We start from the raw sequence: 26,194 nt of genomic DNA on the forward strand, positions 1-26,194 counted from the left end.
GGGAGTAGGGATTAGACGACCACGGTATGGATGAGACCTGTGTTGTGTCCGGATCGTGGGCGCGGGGGTGCGGGGCCGGATGTGCGGGGCCGGTCGTGGGTAGGTCGCAGGCATGTACGAGATCGCCAGCCGCACACTCACCCTGCGCACCATGCCGCCCGGGGAGGTGACGATCACGATCGGCCTGCCGTACGAGGAGCCGACGGGGGAGTGGTCGTGCCCGTACCGGATCGACGGGCTGGACGGATGGGAGCACGAGCGCAAGGTCACCGGCGCCGACGCGGTGGAAGTCGTGGAGATGGTCCTGGGCATGCTGCGCACCGCGGTGGCCAACTCACCGGAGGGCCGCGAGGGCCTGCTGTCCTGGGACGAGGAGCCGTCCGGCCCGCGAACCGTCTACCTGCGCCTGGACCAGGAGGTCAACGCGGCCTACATCGCGATGAAGCGCGAGATAGCCCCAGGCGAGGCGGTCCGCCAGACGGTGGCCGACGACGTGGTCCTGGACTTCGGCCAGTCAGGCGAACTCCTGGGCGTCGAACTCCTGAACGCCGACACCGCCCTCCCCACCGAAATGCGCACCTGACACCCCCGGCCGCGGTGTGATCAGGGGGAGAGGTCGCGCCAGCGTTCGGCCGAGGCCAGGGCGTCCTGGCTGATGCGCTCCAGGAAGGCGCCGCCCCTGGCCAGGCGGCGGCCCACGGGGGTGTCGAGACCGAGTGCCTGCCCGGCGGCCTTCGTGATCTCCGCTGCCGCGAGCGTCTGCCGGGAGCTGATCACCGCGGAGTGGTACCAGGCGTCGTCGTCGACCACGTAGATGTCGCGCCGCCGTCGCGGATCGCGTTCGCGCCTGATCAGGCCCTGGCGGGTCAGGTAGCCCACCGCCATGGAGATCGAGGCGGGACTGACGTTCAGCCCGCGGGACAGTTCGGCCGCGGTGAGCCTGCCGTCCTCGCTCAGCCACAGGCCGATGAGCACGCGCGCGACCATCTTCGGCAGGCCCATTCCGACCGCCAGTTCGACCGCGCCCTCTTCCATCTCGACGACCTTGCGGTCCTGGAGTTCGGCCGAAGGGGAACGGGGCAGGCGGCGTGCCCGGCGTGCCGCCGCCTGGTGCGCCCGTTCGGGCCGGTAGTCGGCGGGGCCGCCGTTGCGGGCGATCTCGCGGCTGATCGTCGAGGTCGGCCGGTCCAGCCGCCTGGCGATCTCGGCGTAGGAGCGGCCGTCGGCCAGGCCGGTCGCGATGCGCTGGCGCTCCCGCAGGGTCAGCCTTCCTTCTGGCATGGCACCACTATTGCGTTCGGCGCCATGCAATGCAACGGTTCATTGCATTCACCCTCATCGTCAGCGCATCAATATCTCCTTTCCTAGCTGCTGTTATGCGGGACGACTGATTGACTCGTTTTCTGAAGGCAACGTAGCTTTCAATCATGCTGAACACGTACTATCGCGACGAGCCGGTCGTGTACAAGCGCGTCCTCCCAGCGCTGAGCCTGCTGATTCTCGCGCCGCTGGTCGGCGAGTACCTGCTGGGCAACATCGCCATCAACGCCCTGCCGATGATCATCGGGCTGATCCCGCTCTACGGCGGCGGCGCGCTGCTGATCCGCGAGGTCGCGCGCCGGTGGCGGCTGGGGTGGCCGGGGATCATCCTGCTCGGCCTCGCCTACGGCGTGATCGAGGAGGGCCTGCTCACCCGGTCACTGTTCGATCCCGACTATGTCGGGTTACGGCTGCTCGACTACGGGTTCATCCCGGCTCTGGGCATCGGCGCCTTCTGGACCGTGTTCGTCCTGGCCATCCACAGCGTGTGGAGCATCGCGGTACCCATCTCGATGGTGGAGGCGGGCTCGCGCAGGCCGGACACGCCCTGGCTCGGCAAGGTCGGCCTGACCGCGTCGGCCGCCCTGTTCCTGATGGGCGGCGCGGTGCCCATGGCCCTGGCCGGCCCGGACCTCTACCCGCTGTCGCCCGCCCAGATCATCTGGACGCTGGTCACGGCGGTCGCCCTGATCGCCGCCGCGTTCCTGTCCGTGAGGTTCCGCCGCCCTCGCCTCCCGGCCACGCCACCCGGCCCGTGGACCGTCTTCGCGATCACCGTCGTGGCCGGGCTGGCGTTCTGGCTCCCCACGTTGCTCACGCTGGTGGGGACCAAGCTGGAATCCGTGGTCCCCGCGTGGGTCACGGTCGGCTTCTACCTCACGCTCTACGCCGCGATGACGCTGCTCGTCCTGCGCTAGTCCCGCCGCGGGGGCTGGGGCCCCTGGCACAGGTACGCCCTGGGCGCCGCCGGGATCGTCACCTACGCCTGGCACGGCTTCCCCCAGCCGCCGAGCTTCCCGGCGCCCGCGGACGTGGACCTCGCCGGCAACGCGGTCTTCGCGCTGGCCGCCCTCGGGCTGCTCGCCTTCGCCGGGGTACGGCTCCGCCGCACGCTCACCGGGGACGGTAAAAGGTGACCGTCAAAGGTGACGGGCGAGGGTGCTGGTCAGGGCCAGGGCGGTGGTGTGCCAGATGGGGGTGGTGGGGTCGATGACGGCGAAGTGGTCGCCGGACATCTCGAGGTAGGTGAGGTCGTCGCCCGACTCTTTGGCCGCCCTGGCATAGCGGCGGCTGAAGTCGATCAGATCCAGGTCGTCGCCCGAGCCCTGGACCACCAACTGGCGTACCTTCAGGGGCAGCCTGGCCAGGGGGCTGGCGTCGGCGTGGGTGCGGGTGTCGTCGCCCATCGCGGCCCGCACCGCGCCCGAGCTGAGCCAGCGGCGCCCGGCCTCCCGCACGTCCAGGACACCTGCCAGCGAGACCGCCAACGCCACCCGGGCCCCGTCGGCCGCCGCGCGCAGGGCCAGTTGGGCGCCGGCCGAGTGACCGGCCACGGCGACCCGGTCGAGGTCCAGGGCCGGTTCGGCGGCGGCGGCCAGGGCGCCGATGCCCGCGGCCACGTCCTCGGTGGTGGCCTGCCAGCCGTTGAGGTCGGGGCGGCGGTACTCCAGGTTCCACACCGCGAACCCCCGGCCCACCAGGTCGGCGGCGAGCGGCTCCATCAGGTCGGCGGCCCAGATCGAACGCCAGTAACCCCCGTGCACCAGCACGACCACCGGCAGCCCCGGGTCGGACGGCGAAGGACCAGAGCCGCCGAGTAAGGGGGCCGGGGGGAGGTAGAGGTCGGCCCACTGGTCGGGGTGCGGGCCGTAGCGGATCCGGCGGGCGTGGTGGCGGGTGCGGTGGACGGCGTGCCTGATCGCCCACGCCAGCCCGTCCACCCCCCGCCCGTGTACGTGAAGGGCGTCAGGACCCGGCCGCACCCGGTCGTCGCGGGTGAGGTCCAGCCAGACGACCGGCCCCACCGGCTCGCTCATGAGCGCCCGCGCCGCCGGGTCGGGCCCGGGGAGTATCACCGGGAGCCCGCCGTCGGGGCGCAGCTCGCCGACGGTGCGCGCGTACCTGATGCTGCCCTTCACGCCGAGCGCCGCGAACTCGCGTTCCGCGACCTCCGACAGAAGGGCCGGATCGGCGACGACCCCCGGCCCCACGACCACGCGCACGTCACTCACGCGTCCGACAGTACTTGTTCACCTCCGGGACACGCGAGGGCCGAAGGCCCACACCAGCAGCCACACGCTGAGCCCGAAGATGGCCAGCGCCAGCGGCACGTGGACGGCCGTCGCGCCGGACCCGCCGGTCATCGACTGCGCGAACCCCAGCAGCAGGATCGCGACCGCGACCAGCGCCGGCCAGCCCGCGCCGCGGCCCGGCCGCCACGCGAGCACGCCGGTGACCGCGACCAGCACGCCCGCCACGTGGACGGCCCCGGCGCCCATGCCGTGCGCGGCGCTGCCCGCGCCGGTGAGGAGCTGGCCGGCCGTGACCCCCTGGGCCAGGACGGCGAGCGCGTTGAGGACGATGGCGGCCTGAAAGGCGATCCTGAGCCCGCCCCGCTCCTTGACGACCTGCTGGGTGACCACGGAGTTCTCCTTCGATCTCGGCTGTGGCCACCAGGCTGGCGGGCCGGGCGCCGCGGGGCATCCCCCCGGCGTCGCGATCGGCCGTACTACCGCTGGGGTACGCCGTACAGGCGCTCCAGCACGGCTGCGACGCCGTCCTCGTCGTTGGACAGGGTGCGGCGCCCGATCGTCTCCAGGAGCAGGGGGTGGGCGTTGCCCATCGCGTACCCGTGGCCGGCGTAGGCGAGGACCGCCAGGTCGTTGGGCATGTCGCCGAAGGCCACCACGTCGGCGGGGTCCACGCCGCGCGCCTGGCACAGGCGGGCCAGCGTGGCCGCCTTGTCGACGCCGGTGGCGCTGATCTCCAGCAGGCTCCGGCCGCCGGAGTGGGTGATCGTGACCTGGTCCTGTAGGGCCACGAGCGCCAGGCCGGCCAGGTCGTCCACCGCGTGGCCGTCGGCCCAGGCCAGGAGCTTGGCCACGGGTTCACCCGCGTCGCAGAGGGAGGCGACGTCGCGGTAGAAGGCGAGGTCCTCCGGGATGCGCCGGGAGTAGCCGGGCTCGCACAGCACGCCGTGGCCCGTCTCGGCGGCGAACACGATGCCCGGCACGCTCTCGACCAGCGCCGCCATGATCTTGCGCAGGATGGCCAGGTCCAGGTCGGTGCGCTCGGTGATGGTACGGCCGGCCAGGTCGTAGACGATCGCGCCGTTGCTGCAGACCGCCGTGCCCGTGACCCCGGCGAGGGCGGCCACCGACTCGGTGCTGCGCGGCGGCCTGGCGGTCACGAACACGATCTCGGCCCCGGCCCGCTCGGCCAGGCGCAGGGCCGCCCGGGTGCGGGGGGAGACGGAGCCGGTGGAGTCCAGGAGGGTGCCGTCAAGGTCGGTGGCCACGATGCGGGGAGGAGTCACCTGCCCGAGTATCCCAAACGCCAGGTTCTGGACATCGGGCGCGCTGGTGGACGGCACGCTCACCTTCCAGCCCTACAGCGCCGGCGGCGCGCACGCCATCAACTCCTGGCGGGAGGCGGTTCTCCTAGCGGGGCAGGTGGAGGCGGAAGCCGTACAGGCCGGCCGGGCCCACCGCGTACAGGCGGGTGCCGCCCGGCGTCCACGCGCACCCGGCCAGTTCCGCGTCGAGGTGGATGGCGGCCACGCACCGCCCGGCGCGCACGTCCCACACCCGCACGGCCGCGTCCTCGGCCGCCGTGGCCAGCCAGGATCCGAACGGCCCCGCCGCCAGCCCCACCGCCGCGGCCGGCTCCTCCATCTCCGCCCGCAGAAGCCCGGCGCGGTCCCAGCGCCGGATGACGCCGTCGGCGGCGGAGGCGGCCACCCAGGCGCCGCCCGGCGCGACGGCCAGGCCGGTCACCGGGGCGCCCGGGTTCAGCGCGGGCGCGATCCGCCGGCCCGACGGGTCGAGCAGCACCACGGACTCGCCGCCCGCCGCCACCCAGTCGCCGCCGGGGGACATGGCCAGGTGGCCGGGCTCCTTCATCGGCGTCTCGGCGCTCAGCCGTCCGTCGGGGTGCCAGAACTGCACCGCGCCCGCGGCGGCCGTGGCCACCCACGAGCCGTCGGGCGCCAGGGCAACGGCGCTCGCCGGGCCGCGCAGCCGTACCTGATGGAGGGGTTCGCCGTGGCGGTCCATCAGCCACAGCAGGCCCTCGTCGTCGGTCGCGGCGAGCAGGGCGCCGTCGCCCGAGCTCCCCACCGCGGTGAACATGACCTGGTCGTGCAGCGTGCGCCGCGCGCTGCCCTCCTCGTCCCAGAGCGTCAGGCCGGGCGCGCCGCCCGCCGTGACCAGGCCGCTGCCGTCGGCGACGGCGGCGATCGCGCGCAGCGGACGGCGGCGCAGGTGCTCGTCGGGCGCGGGCAGGGCGGGGGCGGCGTCCCACAGCCGGATGCTGCCGTCCAGGCTGACGCTGGCCAGCCAGCTCCGGTCCGGCGCGAAGGCGACGCCGGTGACGCCCAGCCGGTCGAAGTGCTCGGCGACGGGCACGCCCGCCAGCGGATCGGTGCTCGGGGATGGCACGAGCGGCGCAGGCAGGCCGTCGCGGGTCCAGGCGCGCTCGCGGCAGGCCAGCGTGCCGCCGTCGGGGGCGAACACCGGCGCGGGCCCGTCCCCGGCCGCCGCCCGCCACAGCAGGCGGCCGTCCGGCGTCCACGCGGCCAGGTCGTCCGCGCACGAGACCAGCCAGGAGCCGTCCGGCGCGATCACCACGTGCCGGACCGGGTCGGCGTGGCCTTCGAGCACGTGCCGCTGGGTGCCGTCCGGCGCCCATAACCGCACGGTGCCGTCGTCGCTGCCGGTGGCCAGCCACGCGCCGTCGGGCGAGACGGCCACGCAGGTGACGTCGTCCTCGTGGCCGGTCAGCACGGTGCGGACGGTGCCGTCCAGGTTCCACAGGGTCGCGGTGCAGATCTCGTCGGCCGTGACCAGCCAGTCGCCCGCGGGGCTGATGGCCACGCCGTACCGCTCCTCGCCGCGCGCGCCCATGATCCGGAGCAGCGCGGGCGGCGGCAGGTCCGGCGGGGCCCACAGGCACTCCAGCCACGGCGAGCCCGACTCCGCCAGCAGCGCGGCGATCTCCCGCGCGGTCGCGGGCACCGCGTGCAGCCGTCCGGCGAGGGAGGCCGCCGCCGTGGGCGCGGCGGGCGCGGTGTGCTCGCTCCTGGCCAGCACGAGCGCGCTCTGAGCCAGCGTACGGCGCAGCCGCCCGGCCAGCGGTGTCGCGGCCAGCTCCAGATCCTGCTCCACGGCGGCCACGCCGAAGCTCTGCAGCTTGGTGGCGATCCAGCCGCCGTCGCAGACCAGTTCCGCCACGTTCATGCCGGCCCGCTGGAGGTGGCCGGGCAGCCGGGCCAGCACGTAGGCGACGTCCTCGTGGGAGGCCTCGCCGTCCGCCCCCCTGTCGATGGCCTCGACCAGGGCCCGGTTGACGCGACGCAGCCCGTCGGGGCCGAGCGCGGCGCGCAGGTAGCCGCGCACCACGTCGGGCACGAGCAGCACCTCGCGGTCGGGGGCCTCGGCGAGCAGGCCGAGCGCGCTCAGCCCGGCCAGCGTCAGGTCGGACTCGATCGGGGTCAGCTCGGCGGTGCGGGCCCAGAGCAGCCGGGCCAGGCCGGTCGGGATGTTGCGGTCGGGGGCGAAGGCGCCCAGCTCCAGCAGGCGGGCGACGCTGTCGGGCAGCTCCGCCCGCACCAGTCCCGCGTCGAGCAGTTCGTGGACCGCGCTCTCGCGGGAGGCGGGCTCGCGCAGGTCGGGGTCGCGGGCAGGGCGGGTCCTGAGCGCCGCGGCCAGCCGGTCGAGGAGCGGCCAGCGCCGTACCGGGAGCCTGATCACGGTGGCGCCGGCGGGCAGGCCGCGGGCGGTGCGCGCGGTGACGAGCACGCTGGCGCGGTGGGCGACGATCATCGCGAGCATCGACACGTGCGGCGCGCGCACGCCGTCCAGCACGACCAGCCCGTCGCCCGGCGCGGCGGTCAGCTCGTCGGCGGTCAGCAGCACCTCGATCCAGTCGGCGGGGTCGGCGCCGCCGCTGACCTCCAGCGCCCGCTCCAGCAACTGGTCGCCGAGCGTCTGCCGCGGATCCGCGCCCACGGTCAGCCAGGCGATGCCGCTGGGGAAGCGGGCGCGCACGCGGGGATCCGCGCAGGCCGTCGTGGCGGCGGTGGTGACCCCGGCGCCCTCGAGGCCGTCGATCTCCGGCACGACCGCGATGAGACCGCTGTTTCCCTCGGTCAGCGCCGTGATCAATTCCTCCATGCTTCGAGGGTTGCATCCGATGTGGCGGCTGTCACGATGCCTTATTGGCATTGAGTCCAAAAGATTTTCCGGGCGGAGGCCGGACACCCCGGCGCGGGGGAGCGGACGGCGACCTCCTAGCATGTCGGGGTGATCGAGTTGCTGGGGTTGCTCGGGGTGGGGATCGCCGCCGGGATCGTCAGCACGGTCGTCAGCCTCGCCTCGGTCGTCTCCTACCCGGCCCTGCTGGCCTTCGGCATGGCGCCGCTGACCGCCAACGTCACCAACACCGTCGCGCTGCTGTTCACCGGCGTCGGCGCCGCCGCCGGGTCCCGTCCCGAGCTGCGCGGAGAGGGCGGCAGGGTGCTGCGCCTGGGGTGGGTGACCGCGCTGGGCGGCGCCTCGGGAGCGGCGCTGCTGCTGGTCACCCCGGCCAGGACGTTCGAGCTGATCATGCCGTGGCTCATCGCCGGCGCCTCGCTGGTGCTGGTCCGGCCGCCCACCGCGAGCCGCCTGCACGAGCACGGGGTGATGGCCAAGCTGGCCCTGTACGCCGTCGCCGTCTACGTCGGGTACTTCGGGGCGGCGGGCGGGATCCTCATGTTCGCGATCCTGTCCGCCGTGCTCGACCATCCTGCGGCCAAGGTCAACGCGGTGAAGAACGTCCTGTCCGGGCTGGCGAACGCGGTGGCGGCCGTCGGGTTCGCACTGTTCGGGCCGGTCGACTGGGGCGCGGTGGGCCCGCTGGCCGCCGGGTTCCTGCTGGGCGGGTGGATCGGGCCCAAGATCGCCCGGCGGCTGCCCGGCCAGAGCCTGCGCTACCTCGCCGCCGCCTGCGGGCTCGCGGTGGCCGCCAAGCTCGGGTACGACACCTACACGGCCCCGTGACCCTCGCCGGACAACGGGGTAGGTTATGGCACTAACCGGATCGGGGGTCAGACATGTCGAACGGAGCACGGCACGGACTGGGAGTACTGGCAGGGCTCCTGCTGGCGCCGTTGCTGGTGGTGGCGCTGTCCTTCGGCCTGGACAGGTTCAACTACTCCATGCAGACCTACACCGCCCCGTGGGTCGGGCTCGCGGTCATGGCGGGCGCGGGGGTGCTGCTGGCGTTCCTGTTCAGCTCGCGGATCTCGCCGGTGGCCACGATCATCGGCGGGCTGATCTACACCGTTCTCGGCCTCTTCCCGATCCTGGAGATGTCGCTCAGGCTCAGGCTGCTGCCGGACTTCCTGCCCAACATGTTCAACCGGGGGCTCACGACGCTCATGTACACCGGCATCCTGCTGCTGCTGGGCGTGGGGATGCTCGTGGCGTCGTTCTTCCCCTCGCGCTGGCGCGGGTCGAGGGCCGTCCCCGGCCACGGTACGGCGGGGCCGTACGGGCCGGGCGGCCCGCAGTACCACCTCCAGGACCACCAGCCGTCCGCCTTCCAGCCGCAGGACCACCAGCCCTCTGCCTTCCAGCCGCACGAGCAGCAGCCGTCGGCCTTCCAGCGGCCCCCGGGACAGGAGCCGGGCTCGGTCTTCCAGCCGCAGCACCCGCCGGGCGGCGAGGACGCCACGCGGCCCATGCACCGGGAATGACCAGATGGGTCTGCCCCCGCTGCGACCGTGAGTTCGGACGTGAGCGGCAGTCGCACGTGTGCGTGCCCGGCGTGACCGTGGACGAGGTGTTCGCGCCGTGGCCCGAGGCCTACCGGGAGATCTACGACCGGCTCGTCGAGCCGCTCGGCCCCCTGCACGAGGACGCGGTCGGCGTCGGGGTGTTCCTCAAGGCGGAGCGGAAGTTCGCCGAGATCCGGCCCAAGGCGCGCAGCCTCCAGGTGGAGATCACCCTGGCCAGGCCGATCGCGCACCCGCTGCTGGCGCGCAGCTTCGCGATGGGCTCCGGCCGCTACGCGCACTTCTTCAAGCTCACCCGCCCCGAGGACGTGGACGGGCAGATCCTCGACTGGATGGCGGAGGCCTACGATGCGTGACGTCCTGATCGTGCAGAACAGCCGGAGCGGCGGCCCTGGGCGGTTTGGCGACTGGCTGGCGGCGGAGGGGCTGCGGCCGGACGTCGTGCCCGCCCACGAGGGGGCGGAGCTGCCCGAGACGCTGGAGCACGCGGCGATGGTCGTGCTGGGCGGCGGCTACCTGCCCGGCGACGACGCCCGCGCGCCCTGGCTGGCCCAGACCCGGAAGCTCGCGGTGCAGGCGATCGAGCGGGCGGTGCCGTACTTCGGGATCTGCCTGGGCGGGCAGTTGCTCGCGCACGTGGCGGGCGGGGTGGTGACGGCCGACGCCGGCGCGCCGGAGAACGGCAGCACGCCCGTGACGATCCGCCCCGAGGCCGGCGACGACCCGCTCTTCCACGGCCTGCCGGAGGTCGTGCCCGCGATCGAGCACCACGTGGACGCCGTCACCGCGCTGCCGCCGGGCGCCGCGTGGCTGGCCTCGACCAGACGCTGCCCGTACCAGGCGTTCCGGGTGGGCGGCCGGGCGTGGGGGGTGCAGTTTCATCCCGAGGTGCTGCCCGAGCGGATCCGGCAGTGGGAGGTGGACGGCTTCGACCCCGACGAGGTGTACGCGCGTGCGGTGGCCGACGAGCCCGTCTCCACCCCGATCTGGCGCACGGTGGCCACCCGGTTCGCCACGCTGGTATCCACACAGTAACCGGACAGATGCATAGGGTGACCGCCACAATGGGCGGGTGCTGCTACCTCTGATCCTCGTCGCGGGCCTGGTCACGACGCCCGCCTCCGGTGTCCGCGAGTACGTCGCGCTGGGCGACTCGTGGAGCGCCGACGTCTCGATCGTCAACCTCACGACCAAGCACGTGCCGAGCGGGTGCGTACAGAGCTCCAAGAACTACCCCAAACAGGTCGCCGCCGCTCTCGGCGTCACCACGTTCCGTGACGCGACCTGCGCGGGCGCGACCACCGACCACATGACCAGGTCGCACGACGTCACGCGGATCAGGGGTCTGATCGACGGGGTGAACCGGCCGCAGTTCGACCGGCTGAGCGCCACCACCGACCTGGTGACGCTGGGCATCGGCGGCAACGACGCGGGGCTGGCCGCGGCCGTGGGAGACTGCGTCAGCCTGCTGCCGACGCTGACGCTGGCGGGCAAGACGCTGCCCGCGCCGTTCGGCGCTCCGTGCAAGAAGCGGTGGGTGGTGGACGGGGTAGACCGCATGTCCGGAAATATCCGCGCAACGGAGCCCAAGGTGGTCGCAGCCGTGAACGGCATCAAGCAGCGCTCACCCCGCGCCGAGATCCTCCTGGTCGACTACCTGGCGGGCCTGCCCGACGTCGGCGGCTGCTACCCCTACGTCCAGATCACCGACCTCGACATGGACTGGCTGTCCGACAAGCTCGACGAGCTCAACGCCATGCTGACCCGAGTGGCCAGGACCACCGGCGTCCGCCTCGTCGACACCTACACCACCAGCCGCGGCCACGACGTCTGCCGGCGGCCGGGGGTGCGCTGGGTCGAGGGCCTGCTCCCCCTGTCCACTGACCCGCTGGGCCCGGTCATCCCCTTCCACCCGAACCAGCGCGGCGCCGACCACCAGGCCCGCACCGTCCTGGCCCTGCTCAAACCCGCCAAGGTCTGAGCCCAGGTACGGCCCGCCCCACCACCCGCCACCAGAGCGGAGCGCCCGCCGCCAACCGGCGAGCCACCGGCTCCCGGCAACACGCGAGTTGCCGGGAGGCGCTGCCCACCCGCGGGCTTTCGCCCCGCGACGACACGCGTGCTGCTCCTGACCGGCGGGGACACCGCCTCAGGGCGACCGGCGAGACGCCGTCCGGGAGCGTGTGCGATGACCCGATGCGCCTCGATGGTCTGAGTGAGGCGCGTCGCGTCCCGGGGTGGGCGGGGGCGGTGGGTTACTGGTCGCGGGTCAGGGCGGCGAGGTGTTCGGTGAAGGGGATGAGGCGTTCCTCGCGGACCGGAGCGCGGTGGCGCATGAGGCCGGCCAGTTCGCCGGCCGCCCGCCGGACCCGGTCCGGCAGCCCGTCGTCGTTGCCCCAGTCCTCGGCCGCCGCGTACACCGAAGTGGGCGCCACGACCGCGTGCAGGTAGGTGAACATCGGCCGCATGGCGTGCTCCAGCGCCAGCGAGTGCCGCGGCGTCCCGCCCGTGGCCGCGATCAGCGTCGGCTTGGCCTCCAGCGACTCGGGGTCCAGCACGTCGAAGAACGACTTGAACAGCCCGCTGTAGGACGCGCTGAAGATCGGGGTGACCGCGATCAGCCCGTCGGCCGAGGTGACCGCCTCCTGCGCGGTACGCAGCGCCCGCCCGGCGAACCCGGTCACGAAGTTGTTGGCGATCTCCGTGGCCAGGTCGCGCAGCTCGACGACCTCCACCTCGACCTCCTCGCCCACGGCGCGCACGGTGGCCTCTACCAGCCGGTCGGTCAGCAGGCGGGTGGCGGAGGGCTGGGTGAGTCCGGCCGTGACGGCGGCGAGCTTCATGACTTCTCTCCAAGTCGGGACAGGTGGGTGGGCGCGTCGGGCACCTCGGCGGGCCGGCCGATCGCGAACTCCTTGCGCAGCACCGGCACGACCTCCTCGCCGAGGATGTCGATCTGCTCCAGCACGGTCTTCAGCGGCAGTCCCGCGTGGTCCACGAGGAAGAGTTGGCGCTGGTAGTCGCCGAAGGAGTCCCTGAAGGTCAGCGTCTTGTCGATGACCTGCTGCGGGCTGCCGACGGTGAGGGGCGTCTCGGCGGTGAAGTCCTCCAGGGAGGGGCCGTGGCCGTAGACGGGGGCGTTGTCGAAGTAGGGGCGGAACTCGCGTACCGCGTCCTGGGACTTGGCCCGCATGAACACCTGCCCGCCGAGCCCGACGATCGCCTGCTCTGGTGTGCCGTGGCCGTAGTGGGCGTAGCGCTCGCGGTAGAGCTCGATGAGGCGCTGGAAGTGCTCCTTCGGCCAGAAGATGTTGTTGGCGAAGAAGCCGTCTCCGTAGTACGCGGCCTGCTCGGCGATCTCCGGCGAGCGGATGGAGCCGTGCCAGACGAACGGCGGGACGCCGTCCAGGGGGCGCGGCGTCGAGGTGAAGCCCTGGAGAGGGGTGCGGAAGCGGCCCTTCCAGTCGACGACGTCCTCGCGCCAGAGCTGGTGGAGCAGGGCGTAGTTCTCGATGGCCAGCGGGATGCCCTGGCGGATGTCCTGGCCGAACCATGGGTAGACGGGGCCGGTGTTGCCGCGGCCCATCATGAGGTCCACGCGCCCGTCCGCGAGGTGCTGGAGCATCGCGAAGTCCTCGGCGATCTTCACCGGGTCGTTGGTGGTGATCAGCGTGGTCGCGGTCGAGAGGATCAGCCGTGAGGTACGCGCGGCGATGTACCCGAGCATGGTCGTGGGGGAGGAGGGCACGAACGGCGGGTTGTGGTGCTCGCCCGTCGCGAAGACGTCGAGCCCGGCCTCCTCCGCCTTCAGCGCGATCGTGACCATGGCCTTGATGCGCTCGTTCTCGGTGGGAGTCCGGCCGTCTGTCGGGTCGGTCGTCACGTCGCCCACACTGAAGATGCCGAACTGCACTTTCATCACCAACCTTGACTATTGAACTTTCAACTCGACTGCCCTAAGCGCCGCCGGTCCCTTGCTTATTCCCTAGGACCATCATGATCTCCTGGACGTGACCGCCCGTCCGCCACAATCAAGGTCATGCGCATCGATCTGCACAGCCACAGTGACGCCTCCGACGGCACCTCGCCGCCCTCCGAGGTGGTACGGCGGGCCGCCGCGGCCGGCGTCGGCGTCCTCGCGCTGACCGACCACGACACCACGGCCGGGCACGAGGAGGCCGGGCGGGCCGCGCGGGAGTCGGGAGTGAAGCTGGTGCCCGGCATGGAGATGTCGTGCCGCCGCGACGGGCACAGCGTGCACCTGCTGGCGTACTGGTTCGATCCCGCGGACGCGGCTCTGGTGCGCGAGTGCGAGCTGATCAGGCAGGCGCGCGACGGGCGGGCCGAGGCGATGGTGGGGCGGCTGACCGAGCTGGGCGTGCCGATCACGATGGACATGGTCACGGCGGTGGCGGGCGGCGGCGTGGTCGGGCGGCCGCACGTCGCGCGGGTGCTGGCCACGCTGGGCGTGGTGCCGACGCCCGCCGACGCCTTCACGGCCGAGTGGATCGGCACGGGCGGGCGTGCTCACGTGACCCGCTATGCCCCCGACCCGCTCCGGGCCGTGGCGCTCGTGCGCGCCGCCGGCGGAACCGCCGTGCTGGCCCACCCCAGGCGCGGCCACCCGCTGCCGGACGCCTGGATCGCCGAACTGGCCGGGGCGGGGCTGACCGGCGTGGAGGCCGACCACCCCGACCACGACGAGCCGGCCCGCGCACATCTGCGCGGTCTGGCCGCCGACCTGGGCCTGGTGGTGACCGGCTCCAGCGACGACCACGGCAGGCTGACCGGCCACCGCCTGGGCAGCGAGACCACCTCAGAGCAGGACTACGAGGCCCTCGCCGCCTCAGCCACGAACCACCCCTGACCGGGGCGCCACGGAGCCAAAGCGCGCCAAACGGGCAGGCAGCGGGCGGAAGGTGCCGAAGGGTCAGAGGGCGTGGATCTCGCCGACCGGGCGGCCGCCGCCCAGCACCGGGACGCGGGTGAAGGAGTCGGCCCCCGACACCTCGCACCCCATCCGCGCCAGCACCGACACCGCGACGGCCGACGTGGCCCGCGGGCTGCCGTCGATCACCTTGACCGCGGCCGTGTGCCCCGAGGCGAGCGCCGCCACCAGCACACCCTCCGCCCCGCCCTTCACCACGGCCCCGGGCAGCGCCCGCATCAGGTCGGTGTTCTGGTGCCCGGTCCCGCCCACGTACTCGGGGTGCTCGCGCATCGCGTCGGCCACCTGCCGGGGGGCGGTGCCGGGCGCGGCCAGGACGAGGGCGCGCACGGCGCGGGCCAGCCCGGCCAGCGTCATGCCGAACAGCGGCGCCCCGCAGCCGTCCACGGTCACCGCCGCCGCCTTCTCCCCGGACAGCTCCTCCACGGTGGCGCGGATCGCGAGCTGCAGCGGGTGGCCGGGGGAGAGGTAGGAGGCGGTGTCCCAGCCGTTGGCCACGGAGGCGGCCAGCATGGCGGCGTGCTTGCCCGAGCAGTTCATGCGCTCGCGCGTCCTGGCCGCGCCCGCGCGGATCAGGCGCAGCCGGGTGGCCTCGTCCTCCGGCCAGTCCTCGGGGCAGAGCAGGTCGGCGGTGCGCAGGCCGTACTCCTCGAGGAGCTCTTCGACGAGGCGCACGTGGAAGTCCTCGCCGGTGTGGCTGCCCGCGGCGATGGCCAGGCGCGCGCCCGGCAGGGCCGCGCCGGAGGTCAGGCAGGCCAGCGCCTGGAACGGCTTCGCCGACGAGCGCGGCAGGATCGGCGCGTCCACCGGCCCGAGCACGACCTCGGGGCGGCCGTCGGGGCCGAGGCCCACGGCGCTGCCGTAGTGGACGCTTTCCACGAAGCCGGAGCGGACGACCTCGGCGAGGGCGGGAAATTCAGGCACGTGCGGAACTCCTTCGCTCCAGAACCCTGGCGAGCTTGGACAGGGAGGCGTTGACCACGAGGTAGATGAGCGCGATCACGATGTAGGTCTGGATGAGCAGCCCGTTGTAGGCGACGAGGACCTTGCCCGAGTAGAACAGCTCGCCGTAGCTGACGATGAAGCCGAGCGAGGTGTCCTTCAGCAGGCCGACGGACTGGCTGACGATGGACGGCAGCACGCGGCGGGCCGCCTGGGGCAGCACGATCATCCGCATGGTCTGGCCGCGGGTGAGGCCGACGGCCAGGCCAGCCTCGGTCTGGCCACGTTCGACCGACAGGATGCCGGCGCGGAAGATCTCGGCGAAGGCTGCGGCGTTGGACGCCGTGAGCGGCACCACGAGCTTCCAGAACAGCGGCAGGTCCAGGCCGTACTTGGGCAGCGCGAACAGCACGACGTAGACGAGCAGCAGCGCGGGGATGGTCCGCACGACCTCGATGTACGCCGTGGCCGGCGCCCGCAGCCAGCGCCGCGACGACAGCCTGCCCAGCGCCAGCACGAGGCCGAACGCCATGGACAGGGCCGCGGCGACGACCGCCGACAGGATGGTCGACCACAGGCCGTCGAGCAGGTAGCGCCACATGGGCCAGGTGGCGTAGGGCAGCCACCGGTCGGCGGCGAGCTGCCCGTTGGCGGCGAACTGGCGCACGGCGAGGGCTGCCAGCGCCAGCGTGGCCAGCACGCCGAGGACGGTGGCGATCCGGATCCTGCGCCTGGCGCGCGGTCCAGGCTCGTCGAACAGCACGCTGCTCATCGCACGATCACCAGCCGCCGCTCCAGCCGTCCGGTGACGTAGCCGACCGCCGCGGCGAGGGCCACGTACGCGAGGCCGGACCCCACGAAGATCGCGATGGGCTGGGCCTCCTGGAGGTTCACCCGCTTGGCCACCTCGGTCAGGTCGACGACGCTGATCGCGCCGGCCAGCGCCGTGGACATGATGAGCTGGATGGTGAGGTTGCCGAGCGGCTGCACGACCGTGCGCAGCGCCTGCGGCAGGATGACCAGCCGCAGCGACTGGCCGAACGTCAGCCCGAGCGCCCTGGCCGCCTCAGCCTGCCCCTTGGACACGGAGTTGACGCCGGAGCGCAGCGCCTCGGCCATGTACGCGGCCTGGTAGACGGCGATGACCACGATCGCGGTGGCCATCGGCGGCCCCTGGATCCCGATCTCCGGCAGCCCGAAGAACACCAGGACGAGCAGCACGAGCAGCGGCAGGTTCTGGAAGGTCTCGACGTAGGCGGTGCCCAGCGCCCGCAGCACGGGAACCGGACTCACCCGCATCGCCGTGACCAGCACCCCGAGCACCGCCGCGCCGAGGAACGACGCGACGGTGAGCTGGAGCGTCACGAGGAGGCCCTGCCACAACTCCGGCAGGTGGTCCAGGAGGACGGACATCAGGAACCCGGCACCGAGCCGATCGCCGGCGGCGCGGGGGCCTCACCCTTGACGACGGTGCCGAGGGAGTCCTTCCACGCCTGCTGCCAGACGCCGGCGTCCTGCATCTTCTTGAGCCAGTCGTTGACGAACTTCTTGAACTGCTCGTCGCCGTGCTTGAGCCCGATGCCGTAGGGGTCCTCGGTGAAGGGGTTGCCAATCACCTGGACGGTCGGGTCCTTCTGCGCGTTGGCGGCCAGGAGCGTCTCGTCCTGGACGTAGGCGACGCCGCGGTCCTGCTTGAGCGCCTGCATGCACTCGGGGTCGGAGCCGAAGGTGATGATCTCCGCCTGCGGCGCGAGCTTCTTGATGGCCGGGATGGCGGGGGTGTTGGCGCCGGCGATGACCTTCTTGCCGTTGAGGTCCTCGGGCTTGGCGATGCCGGTGGTGCCCTTCTTGACCGCGATCGACAGCCCGGAGGTGTAGTACGGCCCGGCGAAGGAGACCTGCTTGGCCCGCTCCGGCGTGATCGTGTACGTCTGGAAGACGACGTCCACGGTGCCGTTGCCGATCAGCGCCTCGCGCGTCTCCGACGCCGAGTTCACGATCTTCACCTTGGGCTCGCCGATGATGTACTTGGCCAGCGCCTTGCCCATGGAGGCGTCGAAGCCCTCGACCTCGCCGCTGACCGGGTTCTGCTGCGACAGCAGCGGCGCGTCCAGCGAGCCGCCGACGAGCAGCTCGCCGCGCTTCTTGATCTTCTCCATCGTCGAGCCCGGCACGATCGCGGCGGCGTCGGCGACCGGCGCCTTCGCCAGCAGGTCGCTCGCGGCAGGCTTGGCCTCCCCGGGCACGGCCGGGTTCGAGCCGCCGCCGGTGCTGGAACACGCGGCCAGGCCGAGCATCGACACGGCGACGACAGCGACCATCTTCTTCATGGACACCATCCCTTGCGGTTAGTGAGTCAGTACTTTGGCCAGGAAGTCCCTGGCCCGGTCCGTCTGCGGGGAGTCGAAGAACGCCGCGGGGGCGCCCTGTTCGACGATCTGGCCGTCGGCCATGAACACCACGCGGTCGGCGGCCTTGCGCGCGAAGCCCATCTCGTGGGTCACCACGACCATGGTCATGCCGTCGGCGGCCAGCCCGGTCATGACGTCGAGCACCTCGCCGACCATCTCGGGGTCGAGCGCCGAGGTGGGCTCGTCGAAGAGCATGACCTTGGGCCGCATCGCCAGCGCGCGGGCGATGGCCGCCCGCTGCTGCTGGCCGCCGGACAACTGCGCGGGCAGCTTGTCCGCCTGCGCGCCGATGCCGACGCGCTCCAGCAGCTCACGCGCGCCCTTCTCGGCGTCGGTACGGCTGTCGCCGCGCACCTTCACCGGAGCGAGCGTGACGTTGTCCAGAACGCTCATATGCTGGAAGAGGTTGAAGGACTGGAACACCATCCCCACGTCGGCCCGCAGCTTCGCCAGCTCGCGGCCCTCCAGGGGCGCCGGAACGCCGTCGATGGCGATCTCGCCCCGCTGGACGGTCTCCAGCCGGTTGAGGCAGCGGCAGAGCGTGGACTTGCCGGACCCGGACGGGCCGACCACCACGACGACCTCGCCCCGCGCGACGTCGAGGTCGACGTCCCGCAGCACGTGGTGTTCGCCGAACCACTTGTTCAGCCCTCTGGCCCGAATCATCCAGCCTTTTCCTTTGGCGATGAGGTCTACTTCCTTCGATATCGAAGATAGAGCGGACCGTAATAGATGATTTCATGCGAAGTCAACACGTTGTCGAACAAAGCCGAAGCATGGTATTCATCTCCACATGTCTGGCAAAGAGCGACTGCCGGTGACCGGGGCGCAGGGGGAACTGCTGCGGCTCGTCGCCACCGGGCAGGCCGAATCCCGCGCGGAACTGGCGCGTCTGTCGGGCCTGGCGGCCTCCAGCGTGTCGCTGCGCGTGGAGGAGCTGCTCGACGCCCGGCTGCTCGTGGAGGAGGGCTCGGGCACCTCGCGCGGCGGCCGCCGTCCCCGCCGGCTCAGGCTGTCCCCGGCCGCGGGGGTGCTCACCGTGGCCGACCTCGGGGCCCATCACGTACGGCTCGGCCTGCTCGACCTCAGCGGCACGCCGCTGGCCGTACAGGAGCGTGAAGCCGATATAACAGCAGGGCCGGAAGCGGTCCTCGACTGGCTGGCCGACGCCTTCGACGAGCTCCTGGAGGCGCACGCGCCCCCGGGGGTGCCGCTGCGCGGCGTCGGCACCGGCATCCCCGGCCCCGTCGACCCCGCCACCGGGCGCGTGGTCGGGCCCTCCCGGATGCCCGGCTGGAACAACTTCCCCGTCGCCGACCACCTGCGCGCCCGCTACGACCTGCCCGTCCTGGTCGAGAACGACGCCAACCTCATGGCCGTCGGCGAGGCGCGCTCCTGGCCGGGTGCCGACAACCTCATGGTCCTCAAGGCCGGGACCGGCATCGGCTGCGGCGTCGTCGTCAACGGCCGCCTCCACCGCGGCAGGGGCGCCGCCGGGGACATCAGCCACGTCAGGGTACGCACCGACTCCTCGATCGTCTGCGCCTGCGGCCACTCCGACTGCCTGGAGGCCTACGCCAGCGGCGCCGCGCTCCAGGCGGCCCTGGCCGAGGCCGGCATCCTCGTCGCCCGGCCCGCCGACATCGTCGGCCTGGTGGACGACGCCGTGCCCGAGGCCACCAGCCTCGTCCGGACCGCCGGGCGCATGATCGGCGAGGTGCTCACGGTCCTGGTCAACTTCTTCAACCCCGACGTGATCGCCGTCGGCGGCAGCCTGGCCGCGGCCGAGCCGCTCATCGCCTCGATCAGGGCGGCGGTCTACGAGCGCTGCCTGCCGCTGGCCACCCGCGAGCTGGAGATCGCCCCCGCCCGCGCCGGTCAGGACGCGGCGCTGCTCGGCGGTGGAGCGCTCCTGCTCGACGCCGTCCTCTAGCCGTCAGCCGCCGTTCACCGGCCGTTCCCGCGCGGACGCCACACTCCGCGCATGCGAACCCTCCTGCTCGGCCTCGCGCTGGTCGCCGTCGGCGCGGCGCCCGCCACGGCCGCCTCCGACCTGCCTCAGGCCACGCCGATCGCCGAGACCCCGGCCCTGTTCGACGACGCGGCCGGCGGCAACGCCAACGGCGACGACCCCGCCATCTGGGTCAACAAGAAGGACTCCGCCCGCAGCCTGGTCATCGCCACCGCCAAGGAAGGCGGCCTGTACGTCTACGACCTCGACGGCAGGCAGCTCCAGCACATCGCCGCCCCGCCCGCGCCCGGCGCGGACGACGAGCCCGGCCGCTTCAACAACGTCGACCTCGTCTACGGCTTCCACGGCAGGGACCTGGCCGTCGTCTCCGACCGGGGGCGCGACCAGCTCCGCTTCTACGCGATCGACCCGGCCACGCTGCGCCTGACCGACGTGAGCGACCCGGCGGCGCCGTACGTCTTCAACAAGGACCAGCAAGAGGTCAACGAGGCCCGCACCGCCTACGGCCTGGCCACCTGGCAGGACGGCGGCGGCGACTACGCGCTGGTCAGCCGCCGCCACCAGACCAGGATCGGCCTCGCCAAGCTGACCGAGCGGCGCGGCAGGGTGAGCTACAAGGTGGTGCGCACCCTCGACCTGCCCCGCGCCTTCGAGCTGCCCGACGGCTCGCGGTGGCGGCCGTGCGGCGAGCCGGGCGAGCTGGCCCAGGTCGAGGGCATGGTCGTCGACCGCGGCAGGGACGTGCTCTACGCCGCGCAGGAGGACGTCGGCATCTGGCGGCTGCGCGCGGACCTGTCCGGCGCCCCCGTGCTGGTCGACAAGGTCAAGGAGTACGGCAGGCAGGACACCTACGACCCCGGGACCGAGGAGTGCCTGCCCGGCGAGGACCGCGGCTACGGCGGCGAGCACCTGGCCGCCGACGCCGAGGGCCTGACCATCTGGTACGGCAAGGGCGGCGACGGCTACCTGCTGGCCGCCAGCCAGGGCGACAACACCTTCGCCGCCTACCGCCGCGAGGGCCGCAACGCCTACCTCGGCTCCTTCCGGGTCGGAACCGGCCGGGGCATCGACGCCACCGAGCACAGCGACGGCGCGATGGTCGTCGGCGAGCCGCTCGGCCGGTTCCGCAAGGGCCTGCTGGTCGTCCACGACGGGCAGAACACCCCGGCGGACGGCGACCGGGAGAACACCAACTTCAAGTTCGTGCCCTGGGACACGCGGCTAGTCCGCTAGCTTCTCGAAGAAGAACTCGTGCTTGAGGAACGACGTCTCGTACTCGTGGCCCGGGTAGGGCGGGATGAGCTGGGAGGCCTGGAACAGCCGCCAGCCGTCCCGCAGGGCCGCGACGCCGCTCTCGTAGGGCGGCTCGTCGCTGTCGCCCGTGGTCGGGTCGGTGCGGCCGGTGCCGTCGTAGGAGGCCCAGCCCACGACGTCGGCGTCCAGGGCCGAGGTGGCCAGGTACAGGACCAGAACCTGCTGCTTCACGCGATCCTCCGGGGACGATTGCTGACTCGGGTGGCCCAGTGGTCGACGTCGAACCCGTCGAAGCCGGTCATCGCACGCCACATCGCCACCCGGTTGTAGATCTCCAGCCGGCCGGTGGCGGGCTCGTACCAGGGGAAGCGGGTGGACAGCTCCGCCGCGATGCCCGGATCGTCCAGGTCGGAGGTGTCCCAGAGGCGCACCTGCCGGACGGTCGGGTTGAAGCGGATCTTGAACATGTGGCGCGGCTCGTCGCTGTCGTTGCGCCGCCCGCCGTGCCAGATGCCGTGGTGCAGCAGCAGCACGGTGCCCGCCGGGCAGGTCAGCCTGATCTGCCCGCGCAGGTTCTGGTAGCGGCCGGTGTCGCTCTCGTTGGTACGCCGCAGGTGGCTGCCCGGCACCAGCAGCGTCCCGCCCATGGCCGGGCTCACCTCGTGCGGGAAGTACATGAGCTGCACGTCGAAGGCGTCGGTGCGGGTGTCGATGATGGCGTCGCCGTGCAGCGGCTGGGCGCTGCCGCCCTTGGGCTCGCGCACGTGGACGTGGTGGTGGTCGACGGTCGGATCCGGCCCGACCAGGCTGCGCAGCGCCCCGGCCACCCGGGGGACCTCGACCAGGCGGCGGGCGAAGGAGCCCTCCGGGAAGGCCAGCGGCAGCGGCGTGCCGTACGGGACCGGGGGGATGCCCGCGGAGAAGACGCCGATCGCCTCCGCGTTGAGCTCCTCCGGCACCGCGGCGTCGAGCCGCAGGAACCCCTGGGCCACGAACCGCGCCACCTCCACCGAGGTGAGAAGAGTGGTTTCCATGCGTCAACCGTAGGATCGCAGGCCCTGCTCGTTCGTGGGTCTGGTTCACCATTACTGGTAGATTCTCACCATGGACCGGGTGACGTTGCGGCTCGGCGCGCCGCCCGAGGTGGCCAACGCGGGCGTGGGCGTGCACGGGGTCGGCCGCCGCCGCGACATCTTCCGCCTGCGCGAGCTGTGGCAGCTCCACCTGTACGGCTACACCGCCCGGCTGACCGTCGGCGGGCGTACCCACGAGATCCGGCCGGGCCGGGTCAGCCTGATCCCGCCCGGCGAGCTCGTCCAGTACTTCTACGAGGGCCGCTCCGAGCACCTCTACGCCCACCTGCGCCTGCCCGAGCTGGGCGAGCCCGTCACGGTGCCGCTGATGCAGGACGCCGGGGCCGACACCCCGTTCCTGCGCGACCTGCTGCGCCAGGCGATCACCGCCGCGCCCGCGACGCCCGCGATGGCCGCCGCCGCGGCCTGGACGGTGCTGTGGCGGGTGGCCCGGCTGGCCGAGTCGCAGGGCCCGCACGCCGCGGTCCGCCTCGCCATCGCGCACATCGAGTCGCACCTGGCCCAGCCGCTGACCGTGCCCGAGGTGGCGGGCGCCGCGGGCATCTCGCACAACCACCTGACCCGCCTGTTCCGCGCCGAGACCGGCGACACGGTCGTCGCCTACATCCGGCGCCGCCGCATGGAGCAGGCCAGGCACCTGCTGCGCGAGACCACGCTGCCGATCCCGGCGGTGGCCGCCGCCGTGGGCCTGGCCGACCTCCAGGCGTTCAACAAGGCGTGCCGCCGCGAGCTGGGTGCCGCGCCGCGCGCCATCCGCCAGCCGGGCTGACCCGCTCGGGCGCGGCTCCCAGAGCTCCCATAAATCCCAGAGCTCCCAGAGCTCTTAGAGCTCTTAGAGCTCTTAGAGCTCTAAGAGCTCTTAGAGCTCTTAGAGCTCCCAGAGCTTTAGAGCGGCGCGTACGGCCGGCGTGGGTCGGGCCCGATCGCGCCGTCCAGCTCGGCCAGCAGGTCGGCGACCAGATCCGGCCGCAGGGCCGCCAGGTCGCGGCGCTCGCCGGGATCCTCGCGCAGGTCGTACAGCTCCACCCGCCCGCGCGGCCCCGCCCCCGCGATCCCCGGCGCGAATCTGATCACCTTCCACCGCCCGCGCCGGATCGCCTGGACCTTGCGCGGCCGGTTCCAGATCAGGTGCCGCCGCTTCGGCGCCCCCGCCCCGGTCAGCGCGCCGCGCAACGACACCCCGTCCAGCCCCTCGGGGACCGGCATCCCGGCCAGGTCCGCCAGCGTCGGCAGCACGTCCCAGAACGCCACCGGCCGCCGCTCGACCCGCGCCTTCACCGACGGCGACCAGGCGATCATCGGCACCCGGATGCCGCCCTCGTACAGCTCGCGCTTGTCGCCGCGGAACGGTCCGTTGGAGTCGAACAGCTCGGGCGTCACGCCCTTCTCCCGGTGCGGCCCGTTGTCGCTGGTGAACAGTACGACCGTGCGCTCGGCCTGCCCGCTGTCGCGCAGCGCGCGCACCAGCGCGGCCACGTCCGCGTCCAGCCTGGCCACCTGCGCCGCGTGCCGCCGGTTCGGGCCGGTCCACGGCCGCTTCTCGTACGGCCCGGCGTCCCCGCCCGGCACCACGCTCGGCGAGTGCGGCAGCGTGGTCGGGTAGTAGAGCAGGAACGGCCGCTCGCGCTCCTTCTTGATGAACCGCACCGCCTGCTGCCTGAACAGGTCGGGCGCGTAGGCGCGTCCGTGGAAGGGCACGGTGCGGTCGTTGTGCCAGAGCCGCTCCGGGTAGTACCGGTGGGCGGCCCGGTGCCCGATGAACCCGAAGAACTCCCCGAAGCCCCGCTCGTTGGGGTGCGAGGGCTGGCCGGGCAGGTCGGGTCCGAACCCCCACTTGCCGATGCACGCGGTGTCGTACCCGGCCAGTTGCATCAGCCCGCCGAAGGTCAGGTCGGCGTCGGTGAGCGAGCGCTGCGGCCCGCCCTCCGGGTTCTCCCTGACCGTTCCGTGCCCGGCGTGCAGGCCGGTCAGCAGCGCGCAGCGCGAGGGCGCGCACAGCGGCGCGCCCGAGTAGGCCGCCTCGAAGCGCACGCCCTCGGCCGCCAGCCGGTCCAGGTGGGGGGTCGCGATCGCGCGCTGCCCCTGGAAACCGACCTCGCCCCACCCCAGGTCGTCGGCGAGCACCACCACCACGTTCGGCCGCGCGGGCGGTCCCGAGGTCGTGCGGATGGTGGAGCCGCCCAGGAGAGGGGCGGCCATGGCGCCGGTGAGCACGGTGCGGCGAGAGGGCCCGGAGATCATGTCGGACACCTTGGAGGCCGTGGGGGAACGCCAGGCCAACGACCCGTGAACCACGGGCGAACTCACAGGTAGCGCCACCGGCGGCAGATCTCCACGAGCTTCTCGGGAACCTCGCCGGGCGAGGGCAGCGGCCTTCCCTCGACCACGGTGCCGGTGCGGATCTTGTCGCGCCAGTCGCCGATGCCCTTGACGAAGCCGCCGTGGTCGCGCGAGCCGTACTCCAGCATGGCGGGCTCCCAGTCCACCTGGAGGAAGTCGCAGACCTTGCGCAGCACGGGCGCGGGCTCGGCGACCAGGTCCTCGTAGGTGAGGGTCATACCGGGCAGGTGCTCGCGGGCCTCCTGCAGGTAGACCATGTAGTTGAGGGTACGGCTGACCGCCTCGTCCATGGGCCGGTTGTCGGGGTCGGCCTCGTGCCAGGACTGCGCGATCGACATCGGGTGCCGCAGCAGGAACAGGAAGCGGGCGTCCGGCCAGCAGGTGGCGATGCGCCGCCAGGCGAAGACGTTGCTCGGCGTCTTCTCCACCAGGATCTCCTTGCCGCTGCGGGCCAGTTCCCTGTGCAGGAGGCGGTCCCAGACCAGGTGCTCCACGTCGCTGTGCGTGTGGCCGAGGGCGGCGACGGCCTGCCGTACCGGATCGGTGGGGAAGCCCGACGTCACGCGGCGGAAGTGTGTCTCGATCGGGGAGTGGATCAGCGAGTGGCTGTTGAGCAGGACCCGCAGCAGCGTGGAGCCCGAGCGCACCGAGGAGAACAGGAAGACCGGAGCGCGCAGCAGCCGGTCGTGCACCGGATCGACCGGGCCGCGCACCTCGTCGTCGGGCAGCCGCACCAGCGCGGGGTGCGGCTTCGGCGGCGGCGCCGGGCGGGGCACGCGGGTGGCCCGGGAGAGCGTGTACCCGGTGAGACCTTCGAGCGTGGCGTTCGCTCGGTACTTCCAGTTCATGCCCGGCACCGTAGAGGGAGCCGGTTAACCACGCGTTAACCCCGGCTGAGAACGTGTTCGGCTTGCCGCCGTTCACCACATTTCCCGACAAGCCGCAATTTCCCGACAAGCCGCGCTTTCGATCGACGTTCGCGACAGACTGGGAGGCATGACACCGTCGAGGGGGCTGGTGTGTATGCGGACCTGGGGCGGGTCCGGGCGGGGATCCGGTCATCTGTGGGTTGTGGCGATGTGGGGGCTGATCTGGGTGCTGGACACGGCGGAGTTCCTCCTGCACATCTAGCGGGGCAGGAACGCGAGCAGCACGACCAGGACGACGGCGGCGGGCACACCCCAGGCCAGCGCCTCGGGGACGGCCGCCGCCGTGGCGCGCGCGCCGCCCGGGTGCGCTTCCAGCGTGCGCGTGAGCAGCGCGCCGAACGCGGACACGCCGAGCGAGAGGCCGAGTCCGCGCGCGGTCATGGCGGCCGAGGTGGTCGCGGCCAGGTCCGCGGGGGCGGCGGCGTTCTGCGCGACCACCACCAGGTTCTGCATGAGCAGCCCGAACCCCACCCCGAGCACGCCGAGCACCACGGCGAACTGCGGGTACGGCGTGCCCGGCCCCACCCGGCTCAGCGACACGAACCCCAGCACCACGATCAGCCCCCCGGCCGGCAGAAACGGCCGGACCCTCGCACCGGGCACGGCGCCCGCCGCGAACGACACCGCCGTGAACGTCAGGACATAGGGCGTCAGCGCCAGCCCCGCCTGGGTGGCGCCCATGCCGTACGCCGCCTGGACGAACGTGGGCAGGTAGACCAGCGAGCCGCCGAGCAGCGCGCCCAGCAGTGCGGTGGCGGGCAGGACCACGCGCAGCGCCGGGACGGCGAACAGCCTCGGCGGGAGAATCGGATCCCGCGCGCGGCGCTGCCACCACACCGACAGCGCCAGCAGGGCCGCGAACGCCGCCAGGGCCCCGTACCCCTGCTCGGCCACTAGGAGCTGTTCGGAGTTCGGATCTAGGTGAGGCCGGGGAGCGGGCTGGTCATGACTGGTAGAACTCGGGCATGGCCCGTTTCGATATGACTGA

Annotated in this window: 29 protein-coding genes; 12 read left to right on the plus strand and 17 right to left on the minus strand. The window is 72.6% G+C overall.

What is annotated here, in order from left to right; all coding sequences use genetic code 11:
• The first annotated feature begins 112 nt into the window (after positions 1-112).
• Positions 113-583 carry a DUF2283 domain-containing protein gene (locus ACIBEJ_RS14775; protein ID WP_397183209.1) on the plus strand — a complete coding sequence of 157 codons (471 nt, stop codon included), beginning with the start codon at positions 113-115 and terminating at the stop codon, positions 581-583.
• 20 nt (positions 584-603) lie between these two features.
• Here ACIBEJ_RS14775 and ACIBEJ_RS14780 read toward each other — a convergent pair whose 3' ends face one another.
• Complete coding sequence (locus ACIBEJ_RS14780; protein WP_397183210.1) at positions 604-1,281, minus strand: helix-turn-helix domain-containing protein; 678 nt, start codon at positions 1,279-1,281, stop codon at positions 604-606.
• Between the two features lie 146 nt (positions 1,282-1,427).
• On the opposite strand from ACIBEJ_RS14780, the gene ACIBEJ_RS14785 reads away from it, so the two are divergent.
• Complete coding sequence (locus tag ACIBEJ_RS14785) at positions 1,428-2,237, plus strand: hypothetical protein (protein ID WP_397183211.1); 810 nt, start codon at positions 1,428-1,430, stop codon at positions 2,235-2,237.
• A 222-nt stretch (positions 2,238-2,459) separates the two neighbouring features.
• Here ACIBEJ_RS14785 and ACIBEJ_RS14790 read toward each other — a convergent pair whose 3' ends face one another.
• From ACIBEJ_RS14790 to ACIBEJ_RS14805, 4 genes are all read right to left on the minus strand, one after another.
• Positions 2,460-3,551 (minus strand): alpha/beta hydrolase, encoded by a 1,092-nt coding sequence (locus ACIBEJ_RS14790; protein ID WP_397183212.1) that lies wholly within the window; start codon positions 3,549-3,551, stop codon positions 2,460-2,462.
• Between the two features lie 18 nt (positions 3,552-3,569).
• Positions 3,570-3,962 (minus strand): hypothetical protein, encoded by a 393-nt coding sequence (locus tag ACIBEJ_RS14795; protein WP_397183213.1) that lies wholly within the window; start codon positions 3,960-3,962, stop codon positions 3,570-3,572.
• 86 nt (positions 3,963-4,048) lie between these two features.
• Positions 4,049-4,855, minus strand: a complete 807-nt coding sequence (locus ACIBEJ_RS14800) for a Cof-type HAD-IIB family hydrolase (RefSeq protein ID WP_397183214.1) — start codon at positions 4,853-4,855, stop codon at positions 4,049-4,051.
• 124 nt (positions 4,856-4,979) lie between these two features.
• Positions 4,980-7,712: a hypothetical protein gene (locus ACIBEJ_RS14805; protein WP_397183215.1), complete on the minus strand. Its 2,733-nt coding sequence runs from the start codon at positions 7,710-7,712 to the stop codon at positions 4,980-4,982.
• Positions 7,713-7,841: 129 nt separating this feature from the next.
• Between ACIBEJ_RS14805 and ACIBEJ_RS14810 the strand changes: the two genes are divergently transcribed.
• Genes ACIBEJ_RS14810 through ACIBEJ_RS14830 form a run of 5 tightly spaced genes read left to right on the plus strand, consistent with a single transcriptional unit; the run spans position 7,842 to position 11,297 of the window.
• Positions 7,842-8,579, plus strand: coding sequence for a sulfite exporter TauE/SafE family protein (locus ACIBEJ_RS14810; protein ID WP_397183216.1), 738 nt, complete (start codon positions 7,842-7,844; stop codon positions 8,577-8,579).
• Between the two features lie 53 nt (positions 8,580-8,632).
• A complete protein-coding gene (locus tag ACIBEJ_RS14815; protein WP_397183217.1) occupies positions 8,633-9,277 on the plus strand; it encodes a hypothetical protein in 645 nt (214 codons plus the stop codon).
• On the plus strand, positions 9,274-9,672 hold the full coding sequence (locus ACIBEJ_RS14820) for a DUF5655 domain-containing protein (protein WP_397183218.1): 399 nt from the start codon (positions 9,274-9,276) through the stop codon (positions 9,670-9,672). Before ACIBEJ_RS14815 ends, ACIBEJ_RS14820 begins: the two co-directional genes overlap by 4 nt.
• Positions 9,665-10,351: a type 1 glutamine amidotransferase gene (locus ACIBEJ_RS14825; protein WP_397183219.1), complete on the plus strand. Its 687-nt coding sequence runs from the start codon at positions 9,665-9,667 to the stop codon at positions 10,349-10,351. The genes ACIBEJ_RS14820 and ACIBEJ_RS14825 overlap by 8 nt, the downstream gene beginning before the upstream one ends.
• Before the next feature lie 37 nt (positions 10,352-10,388).
• A complete protein-coding gene (locus tag ACIBEJ_RS14830) occupies positions 10,389-11,297 on the plus strand; it encodes an SGNH/GDSL hydrolase family protein (RefSeq protein ID WP_397183220.1) in 909 nt (302 codons plus the stop codon).
• Between the two features lie 274 nt (positions 11,298-11,571).
• Here ACIBEJ_RS14830 and ACIBEJ_RS14835 read toward each other — a convergent pair whose 3' ends face one another.
• The gene (locus tag ACIBEJ_RS14835) at positions 11,572-12,159 is read right to left on the minus strand and encodes a CE1759 family FMN reductase (RefSeq protein WP_397183221.1); all 588 of its coding nucleotides are present in this window, start codon (positions 12,157-12,159) and stop codon (positions 11,572-11,574) included.
• Complete coding sequence (locus ACIBEJ_RS14840; RefSeq protein WP_397183264.1) at positions 12,156-13,229, minus strand: LLM class flavin-dependent oxidoreductase; 1,074 nt, start codon at positions 13,227-13,229, stop codon at positions 12,156-12,158. The genes ACIBEJ_RS14835 and ACIBEJ_RS14840 overlap by 4 nt, the downstream gene beginning before the upstream one ends.
• 126 nt (positions 13,230-13,355) lie before the next feature.
• Here ACIBEJ_RS14840 and ACIBEJ_RS14845 point away from each other — a divergent pair, with 126 nt between their 5' ends.
• Positions 13,356-14,183 (plus strand): PHP domain-containing protein, encoded by an 828-nt coding sequence (locus ACIBEJ_RS14845; RefSeq protein WP_397183222.1) that lies wholly within the window; start codon positions 13,356-13,358, stop codon positions 14,181-14,183.
• 63 nt (positions 14,184-14,246) lie between these two features.
• Here the strand turns inward: ACIBEJ_RS14845 and ACIBEJ_RS14850 are convergent, their stop codons facing one another.
• From ACIBEJ_RS14850 to ACIBEJ_RS14870, 5 genes are read right to left on the minus strand one after another with little or no spacing between them, the layout of a single operon-like run.
• The gene (locus tag ACIBEJ_RS14850; protein ID WP_397183223.1) at positions 14,247-15,188 is read right to left on the minus strand and encodes an asparaginase; all 942 of its coding nucleotides are present in this window, start codon (positions 15,186-15,188) and stop codon (positions 14,247-14,249) included.
• A complete protein-coding gene (locus tag ACIBEJ_RS14855; protein ID WP_397183224.1) occupies positions 15,181-15,978 on the minus strand; it encodes an amino acid ABC transporter permease in 798 nt (265 codons plus the stop codon). Before ACIBEJ_RS14855 ends, ACIBEJ_RS14850 begins: the two co-directional genes overlap by 8 nt.
• Positions 15,975-16,619: an amino acid ABC transporter permease gene (locus ACIBEJ_RS14860; RefSeq protein ID WP_397183225.1), complete on the minus strand. Its 645-nt coding sequence runs from the start codon at positions 16,617-16,619 to the stop codon at positions 15,975-15,977. Before ACIBEJ_RS14860 ends, ACIBEJ_RS14855 begins: the two co-directional genes overlap by 4 nt.
• Positions 16,619-17,536, minus strand: a complete 918-nt coding sequence (locus tag ACIBEJ_RS14865; RefSeq protein ID WP_397183226.1) for a glutamate ABC transporter substrate-binding protein — start codon at positions 17,534-17,536, stop codon at positions 16,619-16,621. Before ACIBEJ_RS14865 ends, ACIBEJ_RS14860 begins: the two co-directional genes overlap by 1 nt.
• 18 nt (positions 17,537-17,554) lie before the next feature.
• Positions 17,555-18,283, minus strand: coding sequence for an amino acid ABC transporter ATP-binding protein (locus ACIBEJ_RS14870; protein WP_397183227.1), 729 nt, complete (start codon positions 18,281-18,283; stop codon positions 17,555-17,557).
• 127 nt (positions 18,284-18,410) lie between these two features.
• On the opposite strand from ACIBEJ_RS14870, the gene ACIBEJ_RS14875 reads away from it, so the two are divergent.
• Together ACIBEJ_RS14875 and ACIBEJ_RS14880 are read left to right on the plus strand one after the other, a co-directional pair.
• Complete coding sequence (locus ACIBEJ_RS14875; RefSeq protein ID WP_397183228.1) at positions 18,411-19,550, plus strand: ROK family protein; 1,140 nt, start codon at positions 18,411-18,413, stop codon at positions 19,548-19,550.
• A 51-nt stretch (positions 19,551-19,601) separates the two neighbouring features.
• The gene (locus ACIBEJ_RS14880; RefSeq protein ID WP_397183229.1) at positions 19,602-20,822 is read left to right on the plus strand and encodes a phytase; all 1,221 of its coding nucleotides are present in this window, start codon (positions 19,602-19,604) and stop codon (positions 20,820-20,822) included.
• Here ACIBEJ_RS14880 and ACIBEJ_RS14885 read toward each other — a convergent pair.
• Together ACIBEJ_RS14885 and ACIBEJ_RS14890 are read right to left on the minus strand one after the other, a co-directional pair.
• Positions 20,811-21,074, minus strand: coding sequence for a hypothetical protein (locus ACIBEJ_RS14885; RefSeq protein WP_397183230.1), 264 nt, complete (start codon positions 21,072-21,074; stop codon positions 20,811-20,813). The two genes, ACIBEJ_RS14880 and ACIBEJ_RS14885, sit on opposite strands and share 12 nt — an antisense overlap.
• Positions 21,071-21,877 carry a phytanoyl-CoA dioxygenase family protein gene (locus ACIBEJ_RS14890; protein ID WP_397183231.1) on the minus strand — a complete coding sequence of 269 codons (807 nt, stop codon included), beginning with the start codon at positions 21,875-21,877 and terminating at the stop codon, positions 21,071-21,073. The genes ACIBEJ_RS14885 and ACIBEJ_RS14890 overlap by 4 nt, the downstream gene beginning before the upstream one ends.
• A gap of 70 nt (positions 21,878-21,947) precedes the next feature.
• Between ACIBEJ_RS14890 and ACIBEJ_RS14895 the strand changes: the two genes are divergently transcribed.
• Entirely contained in the window at positions 21,948-22,706 is a 759-nt protein-coding gene (locus ACIBEJ_RS14895; RefSeq protein WP_397183232.1) for a helix-turn-helix domain-containing protein, read from the plus strand.
• 116 nt (positions 22,707-22,822) lie between these two features.
• Here ACIBEJ_RS14895 and ACIBEJ_RS14900 read toward each other — a convergent pair whose 3' ends face one another.
• Positions 22,823-24,178, minus strand: a complete 1,356-nt coding sequence (locus tag ACIBEJ_RS14900; protein WP_397183233.1) for an arylsulfatase — start codon at positions 24,176-24,178, stop codon at positions 22,823-22,825.
• 62 nt (positions 24,179-24,240) lie between these two features.
• Positions 24,241-25,125: a sulfotransferase family protein gene (locus ACIBEJ_RS14905; protein WP_397183234.1), complete on the minus strand. Its 885-nt coding sequence runs from the start codon at positions 25,123-25,125 to the stop codon at positions 24,241-24,243.
• A gap of 148 nt (positions 25,126-25,273) precedes the next feature.
• Here ACIBEJ_RS14905 and ACIBEJ_RS14910 point away from each other — a divergent pair, with 148 nt between their 5' ends.
• The gene (locus tag ACIBEJ_RS14910; RefSeq protein WP_397183235.1) at positions 25,274-25,408 is read left to right on the plus strand and encodes a hypothetical protein; all 135 of its coding nucleotides are present in this window, start codon (positions 25,274-25,276) and stop codon (positions 25,406-25,408) included.
• Here the strand turns inward: ACIBEJ_RS14910 and ACIBEJ_RS14915 are convergent.
• On the minus strand, positions 25,405-26,100 hold the full coding sequence (locus tag ACIBEJ_RS14915) for a hypothetical protein (RefSeq protein WP_397183236.1): 696 nt from the start codon (positions 26,098-26,100) through the stop codon (positions 25,405-25,407). The two genes, ACIBEJ_RS14910 and ACIBEJ_RS14915, sit on opposite strands and share 4 nt — an antisense overlap.
• Positions 26,101-26,194: the final 94 nt, after the last annotated feature.

The sequence above is a fragment of the Nonomuraea sp. NPDC050790 genome (genome assembly GCF_044456745.1).
GTDB lineage: Bacteria > Actinomycetota > Actinomycetes > Streptosporangiales > Streptosporangiaceae > Nonomuraea.

Coding starts and splice junctions, on each gene's coding strand:
- ACIBEJ_RS14805 (WP_397183215.1), bottom strand. CDS start 7,712: ATGGAGGAATTGATCACGGCGCTGACCGAGGGAAACAGCGGTCTCATC.
- ACIBEJ_RS14875 (WP_397183228.1), top strand. CDS start 18,411: ATGTCTGGCAAAGAGCGACTGCCGGTGACCGGGGCGCAGGGGGAACTG.
- ACIBEJ_RS14775 (WP_397183209.1), top strand. CDS start 113: ATGTACGAGATCGCCAGCCGCACACTCACCCTGCGCACCATGCCGCCC.
- ACIBEJ_RS14845 (WP_397183222.1), top strand. CDS start 13,356: ATGCGCATCGATCTGCACAGCCACAGTGACGCCTCCGACGGCACCTCG.
- ACIBEJ_RS14815 (WP_397183217.1), top strand. CDS start 8,633: ATGTCGAACGGAGCACGGCACGGACTGGGAGTACTGGCAGGGCTCCTG.
- ACIBEJ_RS14880 (WP_397183229.1), top strand. CDS start 19,602: ATGCGAACCCTCCTGCTCGGCCTCGCGCTGGTCGCCGTCGGCGCGGCG.
- ACIBEJ_RS14825 (WP_397183219.1), top strand. CDS start 9,665: ATGCGTGACGTCCTGATCGTGCAGAACAGCCGGAGCGGCGGCCCTGGG.
- ACIBEJ_RS14910 (WP_397183235.1), top strand. CDS start 25,274: ATGACACCGTCGAGGGGGCTGGTGTGTATGCGGACCTGGGGCGGGTCC.
- ACIBEJ_RS14820 (WP_397183218.1), top strand. CDS start 9,274: ATGACCAGATGGGTCTGCCCCCGCTGCGACCGTGAGTTCGGACGTGAG.
- ACIBEJ_RS14785 (WP_397183211.1), top strand. CDS start 1,428: ATGCTGAACACGTACTATCGCGACGAGCCGGTCGTGTACAAGCGCGTC.
- ACIBEJ_RS14870 (WP_397183227.1), bottom strand. CDS start 18,283: ATGATTCGGGCCAGAGGGCTGAACAAGTGGTTCGGCGAACACCACGTG.
- ACIBEJ_RS14855 (WP_397183224.1), bottom strand. CDS start 15,978: ATGAGCAGCGTGCTGTTCGACGAGCCTGGACCGCGCGCCAGGCGCAGG.
- ACIBEJ_RS14895 (WP_397183232.1), top strand. CDS start 21,948: ATGGACCGGGTGACGTTGCGGCTCGGCGCGCCGCCCGAGGTGGCCAAC.
- ACIBEJ_RS14900 (WP_397183233.1), bottom strand. CDS start 24,178: ATGATCTCCGGGCCCTCTCGCCGCACCGTGCTCACCGGCGCCATGGCC.
- ACIBEJ_RS14780 (WP_397183210.1), bottom strand. CDS start 1,281: ATGCCAGAAGGAAGGCTGACCCTGCGGGAGCGCCAGCGCATCGCGACC.
- ACIBEJ_RS14890 (WP_397183231.1), bottom strand. CDS start 21,877: ATGGAAACCACTCTTCTCACCTCGGTGGAGGTGGCGCGGTTCGTGGCC.
- ACIBEJ_RS14865 (WP_397183226.1), bottom strand. CDS start 17,536: ATGAAGAAGATGGTCGCTGTCGTCGCCGTGTCGATGCTCGGCCTGGCC.
- ACIBEJ_RS14835 (WP_397183221.1), bottom strand. CDS start 12,159: ATGAAGCTCGCCGCCGTCACGGCCGGACTCACCCAGCCCTCCGCCACC.
- ACIBEJ_RS14860 (WP_397183225.1), bottom strand. CDS start 16,619: ATGTCCGTCCTCCTGGACCACCTGCCGGAGTTGTGGCAGGGCCTCCTC.
- ACIBEJ_RS14905 (WP_397183234.1), bottom strand. CDS start 25,125: ATGAACTGGAAGTACCGAGCGAACGCCACGCTCGAAGGTCTCACCGGG.